Consider the following 14,474-nt stretch of genomic DNA (forward strand, 5'->3'; position numbering starts at 1 on the left):
CATGCATAGCGAACCGGGTGGTAGGAAGAACCTATGGGATTGCCTAGCAATTGGTCAATGTAAGCGTCGTTGTCATATTATATGACAAGACGACCGGTTTTCTCAGCCTTGGTCACCCTGTGCCGCCCGTCCGGCACGGGCCGCCGCCACCAGCGCCGCGCGCATCCCGGCGAGATCGGAGACCGGTTCCGGAAAGTCGTGGCGGCATGTCGCATGGCCCAGAGCGAGGTCGCAGCCATCCACGTCGGCCGCCACCATGCGCCAGGGGCCGGGCCCCTGGCCACACAAATGAACCGCCATGATTTCAACGGCTTCCGCGTGGTCCTCGTTCATGTGCGCGCAGATCTCCGCTTCCGCCGCGGCGATCGCCGCCACCGCCCGCGGCTCGGGCCGCAGCGCCTCGCCGCGCAGCCGGGTGGCCGCGGCGAAGCCTCCCACCAGCAGCGCCGCCTGGGGCCGGATGCGCCACAGCGCGAAGTCGGCGAAGCCGGCATAGAGCGCCGCATAGGGGTGCAGGGCCAGCCAGCGGGCCTTCAGCGCCGCCGTCTCATTGCCCGAGACCCGTTCCGCCAAACCCGTCACAGTTGTGCGAGGGGCGGTCTGGGGGTTTGCGTCGGCCAGCGGACCCTGCACCATTAGCGCGCAACGCGGCTCGTCGCGCAACTGCCGCGTGTGCTCCGACAGGTCCGAGAGCCACAGCAGAACGGAAAGGTCCGGCGCCATGGCCGGAGTCACCAGGCCGGCGAAGGGCTGCCCCTCCCGCTGCGTCGCCAGCACCCCGCTCCGGGCCCCGCGCAGCAGCGCCCGCGCCTGCCGGATGGCGGCGCGCGCGGCTTCGGGCTTGTCGTTCATCCCCCTCGCCTCCTAATGCCCATGCGGCGGCCCGGCCCGCGCCACAATCCTGGCGCATCCCGGCCGCATCCGCTGGGATAATGCCTCATCAAGGGAGGCAGCAGGAGCCACACCGCATGCCCGCCACGATCGCCCTGGTCGATGACGACCGCAACATCCTGACCTCCGTCTCCATGACGCTGGAGCAGGAAGGCTTCCAGGTGCGCACCTACACCGATGGCGAGAGCGCCCTGCAGGGGCTGCTGTCCCGCCCCGCGGACCTGGCGGTGCTGGACATCAAGATGCCCCGCATGGACGGGATGGAGTTGCTGCAGCGGCTGCGCCAGCGCTCCTCCATGCCGGTCATCTTCCTGACCTCCAAGGACGAGGAGCTGGACCAGCTGATGGGGCTGCGCCTCGGCGCCGACGACTACATCACCAAGCCCTTCAGCCAGCGCCTGCTGCTGGAGCGCATCCGCGCCCTGCTGCGGCGCAACGAGGCCAGCCGCGCCGAGGGCTCCGGCGCGCCGCCCTCCGGCGTCATCACCCGCGGCGACCTGACGCTGGACGAGACCAAGCACACCTGCCTCTGGAAGGGCCAGCCGGTGCAGCTCACCGTCACCGAGTTCCTGCTGGTCAAGGCGCTGGCGCAGCGCCCGGGGATGGTGAAGAACCGCGACCAGCTGATCGACGCCGCCTATGGCGAGGCGATCTATGTGGACGACCGCACCATCGACAGCCACGTCAAGCGGGTGCGCAAGAAGTTCCGGTCCGTGGACGACGACTTCTCCATGATCGAGACGCTCTACGGCATCGGCTACCGCTACAAGGAAGCCTGACCCCTTGCCCGACGCCAGCGGCACCCCCGGGGCCACCGCCGCCCCGCCGCCCCGCCTCCAGGCCCCGCGCGCCGCGCGGCGCCGGGTCTCGCCGCTGCTGCGCCGCATCCTGCTGCTGAACGTGATGGCGCCGGCGCTGCTGGTCGCCGCCCTGCTCTACCTGGACCAGTACCAGACCGGCCTGCTTTCCGCCGAGGTGGAGGCGCTGCGCACCCAGGCGCGCATCTATGCCGGCGGCATCGCCGAGGCGGCGGTGCGCATCCAGGACGACCGCGCCGTGCTGGTGCCCGACACCGCCCGGCCCCTGCTGCGCCGGCTGGTGGAGCCCAGCCCCAACACCCAGGCCAAGCTGTTCGACACCACCGGCCTGCTGGTGGCCGACAGCCGCGTGCGCGAGGGCCAGGGCGGCGCCATCGTCACCGAGCCGCTGCCGCCGCCCGAGCAGCGCAGCGCCTTCGCCGGCACGGTCGCCGGGCTGTATGACCGCATCCTCACCCTGTTGCCGCGCTCGGTCTATGGCCCGCGCAGCACGGATGACGCGGTGTTCGTCGATGTCGGGCCGAACGCCGCCTCCTTCGACTGGCAGCCCGCTCTCGGCCCCGACCGGCGGGAGGAGCTGCGCCTGGCGCTGGAAGGGGGCGTGCGCCCCTATATCCGCCGCACGCCGGAAGGGCGGCTGCTGGTCTCGGTGGCGGAGCCCGCGCGGCGCGGCAGCCAGAGCGTGGGCATCGTGCTGCTGACGCGGGAAGCGCGGCAGGTGGACCAGCGCCTGCTCGAGATCCGCTCCTCGGTGCTCGGGCTGTTCCTGCTGGCGCTGGTGCTGACCGTGGCGGCCTCCTTCTTCCTCGCCCGCACCATCGCCTCGCCGATCCTGGCGCTGGCCGGCGCCGCCGCCGCCATGCGCCAGGGCAAGGGCCGCGCCGGCTCCGTGCCCCCCGCCCTGCTGCGGCGCGACGACGAGATCGGCATCCTGGCGCGCGACCTGCAATCCTCCGCCACCGCCCTCTGGGCGCGCATCGACCAGAACGAACGCTTCGCCGCCGATGTGGCGCATGAGCTGCGCAACCCGCTGACCAGCGTGCGCTCCGCCATCGAGACGCTGCGGCGCATCGAGAACCCGGAGCACCAGAAGCGCCTGCTCGGCATCATCGCCGACGACGCGGTGCGGATGGACCGCCTGATCGCCGACATCGCCGATTCCTCGCGGGTGGACGCGGAGCTGTCCCGCACCGCCTCCGAGCCGGTGGACATCGCCCCCATCCTCTCGGCCCTGGCCGAGCTGCACAACACCACCCGCGCCGAGGACGGGCCGGTGGTGGAGCTGGACCTGGCGAAGCCGCCGCTGGTGGTGCGCGGGGTGGAGGGGCGGCTGGTGCAGGTGATCCGCAACCTGCTGGGCAACGCGCTCTCCTTCTCGCCGCCGAACGGCCGCGTGACCATGCGGGCGCGGCCCACCGGCGCGATGATGGAGTTCACCGTGGAGGATGAGGGCCCCGGCATCCCCGAGGCCAAGCTCGAGGGCATCTTCGCCCGCTTCTACAGCGAGCGGCCGGAGGGCGAGCGGTTCGGCCAGCATTCCGGGCTCGGCCTGTCGATCAGCCGGCAGATCGTGGAGGGGCTGGGCGGGCGCATCAGCGCCGAGAACAAGCGCGACGAGGGCGGCCGGGTGACCGGCGCGCGCTTCGTGGTGCGGCTGCCGCTCGGCTGAGGGGGGCGGAGGGGGAGTCGCCCCTCCCCGCATCCTTCAGCCGGCGACGGAGCCGGGATCGGTGTTGGCGCCGCAGACCACCACGCCCACCCGCGCGCCCGGCGGCGGCACGAAGGCGCCGCAGAGCAGCGCGGCCAGCGCCGTGGCGCCCCCCGGCTCGGCCACCAGGCGGCAGGCATCCCACAGCGTCCTTTGCGCGGCGGTGATGGCGGCGTCCGGCACCAGCAGCGCGCTGCCGATGTTGCGGCGCGCCACCTCGAACATCAGCTCCCCCACCTGCCGCGCGCCCAGGCTGTCGGCCGCCACGCCGCCCACCGGCGCGGGCACCGGCAGCCCCTCGCGCAGCGCGGTGAACAGGGTGGGGCAGCCCTCCGGCTCCACGCTCACCACCTCGGCGCGCTCGCCATACCAGGCGGCCATGCCGCCGATCAGCCCGCCGCCGCCGGTCGCCACCAGGATGTGCGTCAGCTCCGGCGCGTCCTCCTCCAGCTCCATCGCCAGCGTGCCCTGGCCGGCCAGCACCTCGGGCTGGTCATAGGCGTGCACGACCAGCGCGCCCGTCTCGGCGGCGCGGGCCTCGCTCGCGTCGCGCGCCTCGTTGTAGGTGGCGCCGCCCTGCACCAGCGTGGCGCCATAGCCGCGGATGCGGGCCAGCTTGGCCGGGCCGGTGATCTCGGGGACGAAGATCTCCGCCTTCACCCCCAGTGCGCGCGCGGCATAGGCCACCGCCGCTCCGTGGTTGCCGCCCGAGGCGGCGATCACCCCCGCCGCCGGCAGCGGGTGGGACAGCATGCGGTTGAAGGCGCCGCGCGGCTTGAAGGAGCCGGCGGCCTGCAGCAGCTCCAGCTTCAGCGTCACGCCGCAGGGCGCGCCGAGATCGGCGGCGGCGAGGCGCAGCAGGGGCGTGCGGCGGATATGCGGGCTGATGCGCGCCGCGGCGGCCTGGATGGCGGCGGCATCGGGCGGCGTGGCCCGTCCGGGCGGAGTGGAGTCGCTCATGGCCGCGCACGGTGGCACCGGCACGGGGGATCGGCAATGCCGAGGCCCCTGACCCGAAAGCCGGGCCGCTTCTGCAACCGGAGGTGCTAAGCGGGCCCATCTTTTACAGCCGCCCCGATCCTGCCATATTTCAGCAGATTTCAGGGAGGCACCGGCGGATGATGCTGCACGGGAGCTGCGTGGCGTTCCAGGGGGCGGGCGTCCTGTTCCTTGGCCCCTCGGGATCCGGCAAGTCCGACCTCGTGCTGCGCCTGATGCAGCGGGGCTGGCAGCTCGTGGCCGACGACCAGGTGGTGCTGGAGGAAACGGCGGAGGGCGCCCGCGCCAGCGCGCCGGCGCCGCTCGCGGGGCTGCTGGAGGTGCGCGGGGTGGGCCTGTTCCAGGGCCTGCCGCACGGGCCGGCGCCGCTGCGGCTGGTGGTGGACCTCGCCCCGCGTGCCGCCATTCCCCGCCTGCCGGAGCCGCGCGGCTTCGCGGCGCCGGGCGGCGCGCTGCCCGCGCTCTCGCTGCACGCCTTCGACGCCTCCACCCCCGCCAAGCTGGAGCTGGCCCTGGCCGCCGCCCAGGCGCGGCTGCGGCAGCGCGCCGGGGCCTTCGCCGCATGAGCGCGGCGCGGCCCGTGGTGGTGGTGACCGGGCTGTCCGGCGCCGGCAAGAGCTCCATCCTCCGGGTGCTGGAGGATCTGGGCTTCGAGAGCATCGACAACCCGCCCCTTTCGGTGCTCGAGGAGGTGGTGCGGGAAGGCGGCAGCGTGCCCGTCGCCGCCGGGGTCGACGCCCGCACCCGCGGCTTCGACTCGGAGGGGCTGCTCGGCCTGCTGCAGCGCCTGCGGGAAACCCCCGGCATCGCGCCGCAGCTCCTTTACGTGACGGCCGAGGAGCCGGTGCTGCTGCGCCGCTTCTCCGAGACGCGCCGGCGCCACCCGCTGGCGCCGGGCGGCTCGCTCGGCAGCCGGGTGGCGGATGGCATCGCGCGGGAGGAGGCGCTGCTGGGCGGCCTGCGCGACGCGGCGGACCTCGTGATCGACACCACCGAGCTGCCGCTGCCCGAGCTGCGCCGCATGGTGGAGCGCCGCTTCCGGGTGGTGGAGGGGAACGGCATGGCCGTCTCGGTCATGTCCTTCGCCTATCCGCGCGGCCTGCCGCGCGAGGCGGAGCTGGTGCTGGACGTGCGCTTCCTGCGCAACCCGCACTACGACCCGCTGCTGCGCCCGCACACCGGCCATAACGCGGCGGTGGCCGCCTATATCAAGGCCGATCCGGAGTTCGGCCCATTCTGGCAACGCATGACGGCGCTGCTGGACCCGCTGTTGCCCCGCTACGCGGCAGAGGGCAAGAAATACCTCACCGTCGCGCTCGGCTGCACGGGCGGCAAGCACCGTTCCGTGCTGCTGGCCGAGCTGCTCGCGGCGCACCTGGCCGCCCAGGGCTGGCGGGTCGATCTCAGCCACCGCGAACTGGACGCCGCCGGCCGTCAGGCCGCGGCCGCCGGCGACCGGCCGACAGGCCCGGAAGCGGCGGGGCAGGACACGGCAACCGGCGCCACGGCGCCATCCACTCATCCGGGTCGGGAGGCCCCTCCTTGCACAGCATGACGGCGTATCCCTGATGATCGGGCTGGTACTGGTCAGCCATGGCCGCCTGGCCGAGGAGTTCCAACGGGCGATGGAGCACGTCGTGGGGCCGCAATCCCAGATCGCGACGGTGTGCATCGGCCCCGAGGACGACATGGACGCGTGCAAGCGCGACATCCTCGGTTGCGTCGACCGGGTTGACCAGGGCGACGGCGTGGTGATCCTGACCGACATGTTCGGCGGCACGCCCTCCAACCTCGCCACCGCCGTGGCGCAGGCCGAGGCGGGCGCGCGGCCGGTCGAGGTGATCGCCGGCGTCAACCTGCCGCTGCTGATCAAGCTCGCCCGCGTGCGCGGGGCCGAGCCGCTCGGCCCCGCGGTGGAGCATGCGATTCGCGCCGGGCGTCACTATATCGCCTGCGCGACCCCTGCGCGCTGCGTCCCTCCGGGCGAGATGGCGCAGCAGGCCCAGGACTGACCCGCCCGCGGCCCGGAGCCCGAGCCGCATCCTTTCCGGGCCGCATCCCCGGCTGGGCCGCAACCCTCTGGACCGCGACGAGGATCCCGACGTGACCTTCCCCCCCCGCCCCGCCCCCCTCCATGCGCCGTCCGACATGTTCCGCGCAGCGCCTGCGGCGGCCGCGGCGCCCTCCGGCAACCCGCTCGCGCTGCGGCGCGTGCTGCGGATCACCAACAGCCGCGGCCTGCACGCGCGGGCGGCGGCCAAGATGGTCTCCCTCGCCGAGCGATTTTCCGCCTGCGTGACCGTCTCGCGCGATGGCCAGGCGGTGCCCGCATGCTCCATCATGGGGCTGATGATGCTGGGTGCCGGCAAGGGCAGCGAGGTTGTGGTGGAAGCCGAAGGGTGGGATGCCAGGGAAGCTCTCGACGCAGTGGCCGGCCTGATCGAGGCCGGTTTCCATGAAGACTGAGAAGACCGACAGGACCGAGAAGCCCGAGGCGCCGCGCCGCGCCCCGCGCCGCCAGCGCGAGCTGGTGGTCCGGGGCATCCCGATCAGCCCCGGCGTCGCCATCGGCGCCGTCTACGACACCAGCGAGGAACCCACCGTGGCGCCGCGCCGCGCCATCACGGCCGCGCGGGTGGAGGAGGAGCGGCAGCGCCTGGCCGCCGCCGTCACCGCCAGCCGCAAGCAGGTGGCCAAGCTCAAGGCGCGGCTCGGCGTGCTGCCCGAGGAGGCGCAGGAGGAGCTCGAGCCGCTGCTCGACGCCTATGCGATGATGCTGGGCGAGAGCCGGCTGCTGCGCGGCGCCCGCCGCCGCATCGGCGAGGAGCTGCTGGCCGCCGAGACGGCGGTGCAGGACGAGGCGGAGGCGATCGCCGCCGTCATCCTCGCCGCCAAGGACGACGACAAGCCGGGGCTGCGGCGCCGCGCGGGCGAGGTGCGCGAGATCGCCCGCCGGCTGACCCGCAACCTCACCGCCACCCCCTTCCGCAGCCTCAAGGAGGTGCCGGCCGGCGCCATCCTGGTGGCCGAGGAGCTGACCCCGGCCGATGCCGCGCTGCTGGACCCGGCGCGCATCGCGGGCGTCGCCACCGAGGAGGGGGGGGCGGACGGGCATACCGCCATCATGCTGCGCGCGCTCGGCATCCCTTCCGTGCTGGGCTGCGCGGGACTGACCGAGGCGGCGCGGCGCGGCGACGAGGCGGTGCTCGACGGCGGCGCCGGCACCATCGTGCTGCGCCCCGGCGCCGCGGCGCTGGAGGCGGGGCAGGAATCGCTCGCCGCCTATGCCAAGGAGAAGGCGCGCCTGGCCAAGCTGCGCCGCCTCCCCTCCGTCACGCTGGACGGCGAGGAGGTGGAGCTGCAGGCCAACCTGGAGATCCCGGCCGAGCTGCCGCTGATCGCCCAGGCCGGCGCGCAGGGCATCGGCCTGCTGCGCACCGAGTTCCTGTTCATGAACCGCGACGATCTCCCCGACGAGGACGCGCAGTTCGAGGCCTACAGCCAGATCGTGGGCTCCCTGCCCGAGGACGGGGTGACCATCCGCGTGCTGGACTGGGGCGGCGAGAAGGACATGGAGGCGCTGGCCCAGGGGGTGGAGCCCTGGCACAGCGGCCCCAACCCGGCGCTCGGCCTGCGCGGCATCCGCATGCTGCTGAAGCGCCCCGAGCTGCTCGAGTCGCAGTTCGCCGCCATCCTGCGCGTGGCGACGCAGGGGCCGGTGCGGATCCTGCTGCCCATGGTCACCGTGCCCGCCGAGGTGGCGCAGGCGCGCGAGATCTATGAGCGCGTCATCCGCCGGCTGCGCCGCAAGGGCGTGGCCCTGCCGGAGAAGGCGCCGCCGCTCGGCGCCATGATCGAGACGCCGGGCGCCGCCCTGGCGGCGGACGCCATCGCGCTGGAGGCGGATTTCTTCGCCATCGGCACCAACGACCTCGCCATGTACACCCTCGCCGTGGACCGGGCGGAGGCGGAGGTGGCGCATCTCTACGACCCGCTGCACCCGGCCGTGCTGCGCCTGGTGCAGTTCGCCACCGAGGCGGCGCTCAGGCTGCGCATGCCGGTCTCGGTCTGCGGCGAGATGGCGGGCAACCCGCGCCTGGTGCCGCTGCTGCTGGGCCTCGGCCTGCGCTCGCTCTCGATGAACGCCAGCGCCATCCCGCGCGTGAAGCAGATGGTCCGCACGCTGAAGATCGACGATTGCGCCCGCTTCGCGCGGCGTGTCATGGAGCAGGGCGACCCGCAAAGGATCCAGGAGCTGGTGCTGAACTTCGGAGAGCCGGCGGCCGGACGTGAGTGAAAGCCCGCCCATGAGCGAAGCCGCCGGAACGGAACAGGACGAGCCCCTTCCCGCCGGGGAGGCGGTCGTCATCGGCCCGCCGCGCATGAGCCGGGCCGAGCTGGCGCTGTTCCGCGACGTGCTGGGGCGCGGCCATGCGCGCTACTCGGAGTTCGGCATGGGCGGCTCGACGCTGGAGGCGGTGCGGGGCGCCTTCAGGACGGTGGTGGCGATCGATTCGGACGAGCGCTGGGTGCGGGCGGTGCGCCAGCACCCGGAGGTGGCGGCGGCACGCCGCGCCGGGCGGCTGAGCGTGCTGCACGCCCGGGTCGGGCCCGTGGGCGCCTGGGGCAAGCCCTCTGACCCGGGCACCATCCGCACCTGGCCGCGCTATGTGGGCACCGCCTGGGCCGAATGGGCGCGGCGCGGCGAGAAGCCGGACCTTGTGTTCGTCGATGGCCGCTTCCGCGTGGCCTGCGCCCTGTCCGCCCTGCTGGCCTGCCCGGACGACCCGCCCACGCTGATGGTGCACGACATGACCGAGAGCCGCCTGCGCGGCTATGGCGGCATCCTGCGCTTCTTCGAGACGGTGGAGCAGGCGGAGTCGCTGCGCGTGCTGCGCGCCATGCCGGGGCGCGACAGCATGGCGCTGCTGACCGCCTTCACCGAGTCGCTGCTGGTTCCCGCATAGGCGGGGGTAGCGGCAAGCGAGCCTGGGCCACGCCGGCCGGCCGGCCCGGACATAAACCCATCCTTATATGTCGCGCTGCGTGCTGGCTCCGGGCGGGCGGCTGTGCTATCGCGCCCGCCAATTGCGGAGAAAGCTCATGCCCGACGCGAACACCGGCTTCACCGACTACAAGGTGAAGGACATCTCCCTGGCCGCCTGGGGCCGCAAGGAGATCGCCATGGCCGAGGACGAGATGCCCGGCCTGATGGCGTTGCGCGCCGAATACGGCGCCAGCCAGCCGCTGAAGGGCGCGCGCATCGCCGGCTGCCTGCACATGACCATCCAGACCGCCGTGCTGATCGAGACGCTGACCGCGCTCGGCGCCGAGGTCCGCTGGTCGTCGTGCAACATCTTCTCCACCCAGGACCACGCCGCCGCCGCCATCGCCGCCGCCGGCATCCCCGTCTTCGCCTGGAAGGGCTTGAACGAGGAGGAGTTCTGGTGGTGCATCGAGCAGACCGTCCGCGGGCCGGATGGCTGGGAGATCAACATGATCCTCGATGATGGCGGGGATCTCACCGTGCTGATGCACGACAAGTATCCCGAGCTGCTGAAGAACGTCCGCGGCCTGTCGGAGGAGACCACCACCGGCGTGCACCGCCTGTGGGAGATGGCCAGGAAGGGCACGCTGAAGGTGCCCGCCATCAACGTGAACGACAGCGTCACCAAGTCGAAGTTCGACAACCTCTATGGCTGCCGCGAAAGCCTGGTGGACGCCATCCGCCGCGGCACCGACGTGATGATGGCCGGCAAGGTCGCGGTCGTCGCCGGCTATGGCGATGTGGGCAAGGGCTCGGCCGCCTCGCTGCGCAACGCCGGCTGCCGCGTGATGGTGACCGAGGCCGACCCGATCTGCGCCCTGCAGGCCGCCATGGAAGGCTACGAGGTGGTGACGATGGAGGATGCCGCGCCGCAGGGCGACATCTTCGTCACCGCCACCGGCAACATCGACGTCATCACGCTGGACCACATGCGGGCGATGAAGCACCGCGCCATCGTCTGCAACATCGGCCACTTCGATTCCGAGATCCAGATCGGCGCGCTGCGCAACTTCCAGTGGGACAACGTGAAGCCGCAGGTGGACGAGGTCATCTTCCCCGACGGCAAGCGCCTGATCGTGCTCTCCGAGGGGCGGCTGGTGAACCTCGGCAACGCCACGGGCCATCCGAGCTTCGTCATGTCGGCCAGCTTCAGCAACCAGGTGCTGGCGCAGATCGAGCTGTGGACCAACCACAAGGCCTATGAGTGCAAGGTCTACACCCTGCCCAAGAAGCTGGACGAGAAGGTGGCGGCGCTGCACCTCGCCAAGGTCGGCGCCAAGCTGACCCGGCTGAGCCCGGCCCAGGCCGAGTATATCGGCGTGCCGGCGAGCGGCCCGTTCAAGCACGAGGAATACCGCTACTGACAGGGCGCGGGGCGGCGCGCGCCGCCCCGTCCGCATGGCGGCCCGCCTGAAACGGCAAGTCTGCTGACCTAAACGCGCAAGAAAATTTCCTCCCTCCCCTTTCCTCCGGACAGATTTGGCGGGATAAGCAGCCCCCCGGCCCTGCGGGCCGGTACCGCGCCTGCACTCCCGGGAGGAACCCCCATGAACCGCCGCGCCCTGCTCGGCGCCGCCGCCACCGCCGCGCCGGCCGCTCTCACCGTCTCCACCCTGGCCATGCCCGCCCTGGCCCAGTCCGCCCCGGAGCTGCGCTGGCGCCTGACCAGCTCCTTTCCGCGCAACCTCGACATCCTCTACGGCGCGCCGGAGCTGATCGCCCGCCGGGTCGCGGCGATCACGGACAACAAGTTCCAGATCCGCGTCTTCCCCGCCGGCGAGATCGTCGGCGGCCTGCAGGCGCTGGACGCGGTGCAGGCGGGCACGGTGGAGTGCGCCCACAGCGCCGCCTACTACTACACCGGCAAGGATCCCTCCTTCGCCTTCTTCACCGCCATGCCCTTCGGGCTGAACACCCGCATGTTCAACGCCTGGTACCGCCATGGCGGCGGCGCGGCGCTGGCGGCGGAGCTGTTCGGCTCCTACAACATCGTGGCCTTCACCGCCGGCGACACGGGCGCCCAGATGGGCGGCTGGTTCCGCAAGGAGGTGAAGACGCTGGCCGACGTGCAGGGGCTGAAGTTCCGCATCGCCGGCTTCGCGGGGCAGGTCTTCGCCAAGCTCGGCGCGGTGCCGACGCAGGTGGCGGCCTCCGACATCTATCCCTCGCTCGAGCGCGGCACGCTGGACGCGGTGGAGTTCGTGGGCCCCTATGACGACGAGAAGCTGGGCTTCGCGCGCGTCGCGCCCAACTACTACTTCCCCGGCTTCTTCGAGCCCGGCGCGCGCCTGCACCTGATGGTCAACAAGGCCGCCTTCGAGGCCCTGCCCGCCGCCTACAAGGCGGCGCTGGAGACCGCCTGCGCCGAGGCCGACCAGGACATGACGGCGCGCTACGACGCCGCCAACCCGCAGGCCCTGCGCCGGCTGATCGCCGCCGGCGCCCAGCTCCGCCCCTGGTCGCGCGAGATCCTCTCCGCCGCCTGGAAGGCGACGCACGAGCTCTACGAGGAGACGGGCGCGCGGAACGAGCGGTTCAAGACCATCTGGGAGTCCTATCGCCGCTTCCGCGACGACGAGTACAGCTGGTTCCGCGTCGCCGAGAACTCCTTCGACAACTTCGCCTTCACCGCCTCGCAGACGGTGCGCTGAAGCCCAGGGGCCGGGGGCGACGCGCCCGCCGGCCCCGCCACGGTCCGCCACTCCCGGCCGGCCCGCCTCAACTCATCGCCGGCTCCATGCTGCGATGCGCAATACGGCATGACACATCCGGCGCCGTGCGGTAGTCCGGCGCACCCTGCGCAGGACGTTTCCATGGACTTTGCTTCGCTGTTCGCCGCGGTGCTGATGGGCATCGTGGAGGGCGTCACCGAATTCCTCCCCATCTCCTCCACAGGCCACCTGATCCTCCTGGGCGAGGCGATCGGCTTCCATGGCCCGCCGGGCAAGACCTTCGAGATCAGCATCCAGTTCGGCGCCATCCTGGCGGTGATCTGGCTGTTCCGCGAGACGCTGATCCGCATCGCCCGCGGCATGTGGCGGCGCGGCAGCCCGGAATACTACTACGCCCTCAACATCGTGCTGGCCTTCCTGCCGGCCATGGTGCTGGGCGCCACGCTCTACGGGTACATCACCAGCCTGCTCTACACGCCGCTGGTGGTGGCGCTGGCGCTGATCGCGGGCGGCATCGCCATCATCGCCATCGAGAAGCTGCGGGCCGCGCCCAGCATCCACTCGGTGCCGGAGATCGGGCCGCTGGCGGCGCTGCTGATCGGCTTCGGCCAGGCGCTGGCGATGATCCCGGGCACCAGCCGCTCGGGCGCCACCATCATCAGCGCGCTGCTGATCGGGGTGGACCGGCGCGCGGCGGCCGAGTTCAGCTTCCTGCTCGCCATCCCCACCATGCTGGCCGCCACCGTGTTCAGCCTGTGGAAGAACCGCGCGGCGCTGGACGTCTCGGCGCTGGGGCAGATCAGCGTCGGCTTCGTCGTCACCTTCGTCGTGGCGCTGGTGGTGGTGCGCTGGCTGATGAACGTGATCGGCCGCATCGGCTTCACCCCCTTCGGCTGGTACCGCATCCTGCTCGGCCTGCTCATCCTGGGCTGGCTCGCGGCCGCGTGATTTTCTTGAAGCCGGGGAAGCGAACCGTCATCCTGCCGGCTCAACACCCCGGGACGGGCTTCCGCTGACATGTGGCGCGCGCTTCTTCTGGCTTTCCTGATCCCGGCCGCGCCGGCCCTGGCCCAGATGTGGCCGAACGAGACCGGCCTCGGCGGCGACATGATGACCGGCAGCGGCCGGCAGTTCGACCGTCTGCGCCAGGCGGCGCCCACCGATCCCGGGCCCCTCGGGGGCGGGTTCGCCGCCCCCTCCGGCCCTGTGGCGCCGGGCGCCATTCCGCCCGGCCGCGCGCCGATCCCGATGCTGGACTGGACCCCGCCGCCGCTGCCGTCGGGCACGGCGCGCCCCGCGCCCGCGCGCCGCGCGGCCCCGGCGCCCCGCACCGCTCCTCGCCCCGCGGCCTCCGCCCCCGCCGCGCCGCGTGCCGCCCCTGGCCAGGACTGGGAGCGCGCCCTGTCCGAGCGGGAGCGGGAGCTGGAAACGCTGCGCCGCCGGCTGGAGGAGGACCGCCGCCGCTACGAGGCGCAGCGCGCCGCCGCCCCGGCGCCACGGGCGCCGCTCCCGCAGGCCGCGCCCCAGCCCGCCCCGGCCGCCGCACCCGCGGGCGCGATCCCGTTGCCCGGCATCTTGTCCGGCGCGGGGGCCGGCGTTCCGGCCGTGCCGACCCCGGGTCCGCGCCCCCTGCCGCAATAGGGGGCGGGGCGGGCCGTCTCCGCCCCGCCCCGCCCTGCGCCGGATGGCTTCAGCCGATGCCGGCGCCGAGGCTGAAGGCCGCCTCGGTCTTTTCCCGCACCTCGTCGAGCGAGACGCCCGGGGCAAGCTCGGTCAGCGTCATGCCGCCCTTCTGCCGGTCGATGGCGAAGACGGCGAGCTCGGTGATCACCATGTCCACCACCGCCTTGCCGGTGAGCGGCAGGGAACACGCCTTCAGCAGCTTGGGCTTGCCGCCGGCGGTGTGCTCCATCAGCACCACCACCTTCTTGACGCCGGCCACCAGGTCCATGGCGCCGCCCATCCCCTTCACCATCTTGCCGGGGATCATCCAGTTGGCGAGGTCGCCATTCTCCGCCACCTGCAGCGCGCCCAGGATGGACAGGTCGATATGCCCGCCGCGGATCATGGCGAAGCTGTCGGCCGAGGAGAAGAAGGAGGTGGTGGGCAGCGCCGTCACAGTCTGCTTGCCGGCATTGATCAGGTCCGGGTCCTCCTCCCCCTCATAGGGAAAGGGCCCCATGCCCAGCATGCCGTTCTCCGACTGCAGCTGGACGCTGACGCCGTCGGGGATGTGGTTGGCCACCAGGGTCGGGATGCCGATGCCGAGATTGACGTAGAAGCCGTCCTGCAGTTCGCGGGCGGCGCGGGCGGCCATCTCGTCGCGGGTCCAGGGCATG

15 protein-coding genes are annotated in these 14,474 nt (G+C 72.5%); 12 read left to right on the forward strand and 3 right to left on the reverse strand.

What is annotated here, in order from left to right; all coding sequences use genetic code 11:
* Nucleotides 1-102 precede the first annotated feature (102 nt).
* Nucleotides 103-852, reverse strand: a complete 750-nt coding sequence (locus CR162_RS11445) for a HugZ family pyridoxamine 5'-phosphate oxidase (RefSeq protein WP_099095692.1) — start codon at nucleotides 850-852, stop codon at nucleotides 103-105.
* Between the two features lie 116 nt (nucleotides 853-968).
* Between CR162_RS11445 and CR162_RS11450 the strand changes: the two genes are divergently transcribed.
* Nucleotides 969-1,670, forward strand: a complete 702-nt coding sequence (locus CR162_RS11450) for a response regulator transcription factor (RefSeq protein WP_099095693.1) — start codon at nucleotides 969-971, stop codon at nucleotides 1,668-1,670.
* Nucleotides 1,671-1,674: 4 nt separating this feature from the next.
* The gene (locus CR162_RS11455; RefSeq protein WP_099095694.1) at nucleotides 1,675-3,378 is read left to right on the forward strand and encodes a stimulus-sensing domain-containing protein; all 1,704 of its coding nucleotides are present in this window, start codon (nucleotides 1,675-1,677) and stop codon (nucleotides 3,376-3,378) included.
* Nucleotides 3,379-3,414: 36 nt separating this feature from the next.
* On the opposite strand, the gene CR162_RS11460 is transcribed toward CR162_RS11455, so the two are convergent.
* Nucleotides 3,415-4,377, reverse strand: coding sequence for a threonine/serine dehydratase (locus tag CR162_RS11460; protein WP_099095695.1), 963 nt, complete (start codon nucleotides 4,375-4,377; stop codon nucleotides 3,415-3,417).
* A 158-nt stretch (nucleotides 4,378-4,535) separates the two neighbouring features.
* Here CR162_RS11460 and CR162_RS11465 point away from each other — a divergent pair, with 158 nt between their 5' ends.
* The 10 genes from CR162_RS11465 (at nucleotide 4,536) to CR162_RS11510 (ending at nucleotide 13,776) form a co-directional block, all read left to right on the forward strand.
* On the forward strand, nucleotides 4,536-4,982 hold the full coding sequence (locus CR162_RS11465) for an HPr kinase/phosphorylase (RefSeq protein WP_099095696.1): 447 nt from the start codon (nucleotides 4,536-4,538) through the stop codon (nucleotides 4,980-4,982).
* On the forward strand, nucleotides 4,979-5,971 hold the full coding sequence (gene rapZ / locus CR162_RS11470; protein ID WP_176559822.1) for an RNase adapter RapZ: 993 nt from the start codon (nucleotides 4,979-4,981) through the stop codon (nucleotides 5,969-5,971). The genes CR162_RS11465 and rapZ overlap by 4 nt, the downstream gene beginning before the upstream one ends.
* A 13-nt stretch (nucleotides 5,972-5,984) precedes the next feature.
* Nucleotides 5,985-6,428, forward strand: coding sequence for a PTS sugar transporter subunit IIA (locus CR162_RS11475; protein WP_099095697.1), 444 nt, complete (start codon nucleotides 5,985-5,987; stop codon nucleotides 6,426-6,428).
* Nucleotides 6,429-6,564: 136 nt separating this feature from the next.
* Entirely contained in the window at nucleotides 6,565-6,882 is a 318-nt protein-coding gene (locus CR162_RS11480; protein ID WP_099095698.1) for an HPr family phosphocarrier protein, read from the forward strand.
* Nucleotides 6,872-8,713 carry a phosphoenolpyruvate--protein phosphotransferase gene (ptsP, locus tag CR162_RS11485; protein WP_099095699.1) on the forward strand — a complete coding sequence of 614 codons (1,842 nt, stop codon included), beginning with the start codon at nucleotides 6,872-6,874 and terminating at the stop codon, nucleotides 8,711-8,713. Before CR162_RS11480 ends, ptsP begins: the two co-directional genes overlap by 11 nt.
* 10 nt (nucleotides 8,714-8,723) lie before the next feature.
* Nucleotides 8,724-9,383, forward strand: a complete 660-nt coding sequence (locus tag CR162_RS11490; protein ID WP_099095700.1) for a hypothetical protein — start codon at nucleotides 8,724-8,726, stop codon at nucleotides 9,381-9,383.
* Nucleotides 9,384-9,519: 136 nt separating this feature from the next.
* Entirely contained in the window at nucleotides 9,520-10,827 is a 1,308-nt protein-coding gene (gene ahcY / locus CR162_RS11495; protein ID WP_099095701.1) for an adenosylhomocysteinase, read from the forward strand.
* 183 nt (nucleotides 10,828-11,010) lie between these two features.
* Nucleotides 11,011-12,114 (forward strand): TRAP transporter substrate-binding protein, encoded by a 1,104-nt coding sequence (locus CR162_RS11500; RefSeq protein ID WP_099095702.1) that lies wholly within the window; start codon nucleotides 11,011-11,013, stop codon nucleotides 12,112-12,114.
* A gap of 162 nt (nucleotides 12,115-12,276) precedes the next feature.
* Nucleotides 12,277-13,083, forward strand: coding sequence for an undecaprenyl-diphosphate phosphatase (locus CR162_RS11505; RefSeq protein ID WP_099095703.1), 807 nt, complete (start codon nucleotides 12,277-12,279; stop codon nucleotides 13,081-13,083).
* A gap of 69 nt (nucleotides 13,084-13,152) precedes the next feature.
* Nucleotides 13,153-13,776, forward strand: coding sequence for a hypothetical protein (locus tag CR162_RS11510; protein ID WP_099095704.1), 624 nt, complete (start codon nucleotides 13,153-13,155; stop codon nucleotides 13,774-13,776).
* A gap of 49 nt (nucleotides 13,777-13,825) precedes the next feature.
* On the opposite strand, the gene CR162_RS11515 is transcribed toward CR162_RS11510, so the two are convergent.
* Nucleotides 13,826-14,473, reverse strand: a complete 648-nt coding sequence (locus CR162_RS11515; protein ID WP_099095705.1) for a CoA transferase subunit B — start codon at nucleotides 14,471-14,473, stop codon at nucleotides 13,826-13,828.
* Between the last annotated feature and the right edge of the window lies 1 nt (nucleotide 14,474).

It is taken from the genome of Teichococcus rhizosphaerae (genome assembly GCF_002631185.1).
GTDB lineage: Bacteria > Pseudomonadota > Alphaproteobacteria > Acetobacterales > Acetobacteraceae > Pseudoroseomonas > Pseudoroseomonas rhizosphaerae.

What these genes read in the sequence shown, in the direction of transcription:
- CR162_RS11445 (WP_099095692.1), bottom strand. Translation starts at nt 852, where the DNA reads ATGAACGACAAGCCCGAAGCCGCGCGCGCCGCCATCCGGCAGGCGCGG.
- CR162_RS11450 (WP_099095693.1), top strand. Translation starts at nt 969, where the DNA reads ATGCCCGCCACGATCGCCCTGGTCGATGACGACCGCAACATCCTGACC.
- CR162_RS11460 (WP_099095695.1), bottom strand. Translation starts at nt 4,377, where the DNA reads ATGAGCGACTCCACTCCGCCCGGACGGGCCACGCCGCCCGATGCCGCC.
- CR162_RS11465 (WP_099095696.1), top strand. Translation starts at nt 4,536, where the DNA reads ATGATGCTGCACGGGAGCTGCGTGGCGTTCCAGGGGGCGGGCGTCCTG.
- rapZ (WP_176559822.1), top strand. Translation starts at nt 4,979, where the DNA reads ATGAGCGCGGCGCGGCCCGTGGTGGTGGTGACCGGGCTGTCCGGCGCC.
- CR162_RS11475 (WP_099095697.1), top strand. Translation starts at nt 5,985, where the DNA reads ATGATCGGGCTGGTACTGGTCAGCCATGGCCGCCTGGCCGAGGAGTTC.
- CR162_RS11480 (WP_099095698.1), top strand. Translation starts at nt 6,565, where the DNA reads ATGTTCCGCGCAGCGCCTGCGGCGGCCGCGGCGCCCTCCGGCAACCCG.
- ptsP (WP_099095699.1), top strand. Translation starts at nt 6,872, where the DNA reads ATGAAGACTGAGAAGACCGACAGGACCGAGAAGCCCGAGGCGCCGCGC.
- CR162_RS11490 (WP_099095700.1), top strand. Translation starts at nt 8,724, where the DNA reads ATGAGCGAAGCCGCCGGAACGGAACAGGACGAGCCCCTTCCCGCCGGG.
- ahcY (WP_099095701.1), top strand. Translation starts at nt 9,520, where the DNA reads ATGCCCGACGCGAACACCGGCTTCACCGACTACAAGGTGAAGGACATC.
- CR162_RS11500 (WP_099095702.1), top strand. Translation starts at nt 11,011, where the DNA reads ATGAACCGCCGCGCCCTGCTCGGCGCCGCCGCCACCGCCGCGCCGGCC.
- CR162_RS11505 (WP_099095703.1), top strand. Translation starts at nt 12,277, where the DNA reads ATGGACTTTGCTTCGCTGTTCGCCGCGGTGCTGATGGGCATCGTGGAG.
- CR162_RS11510 (WP_099095704.1), top strand. Translation starts at nt 13,153, where the DNA reads ATGTGGCGCGCGCTTCTTCTGGCTTTCCTGATCCCGGCCGCGCCGGCC.
- CR162_RS11515 (WP_099095705.1), bottom strand. Translation starts at nt 14,473, where the DNA reads ATGCCCTGGACCCGCGACGAGATGGCCGCCCGCGCCGCCCGCGAACTG.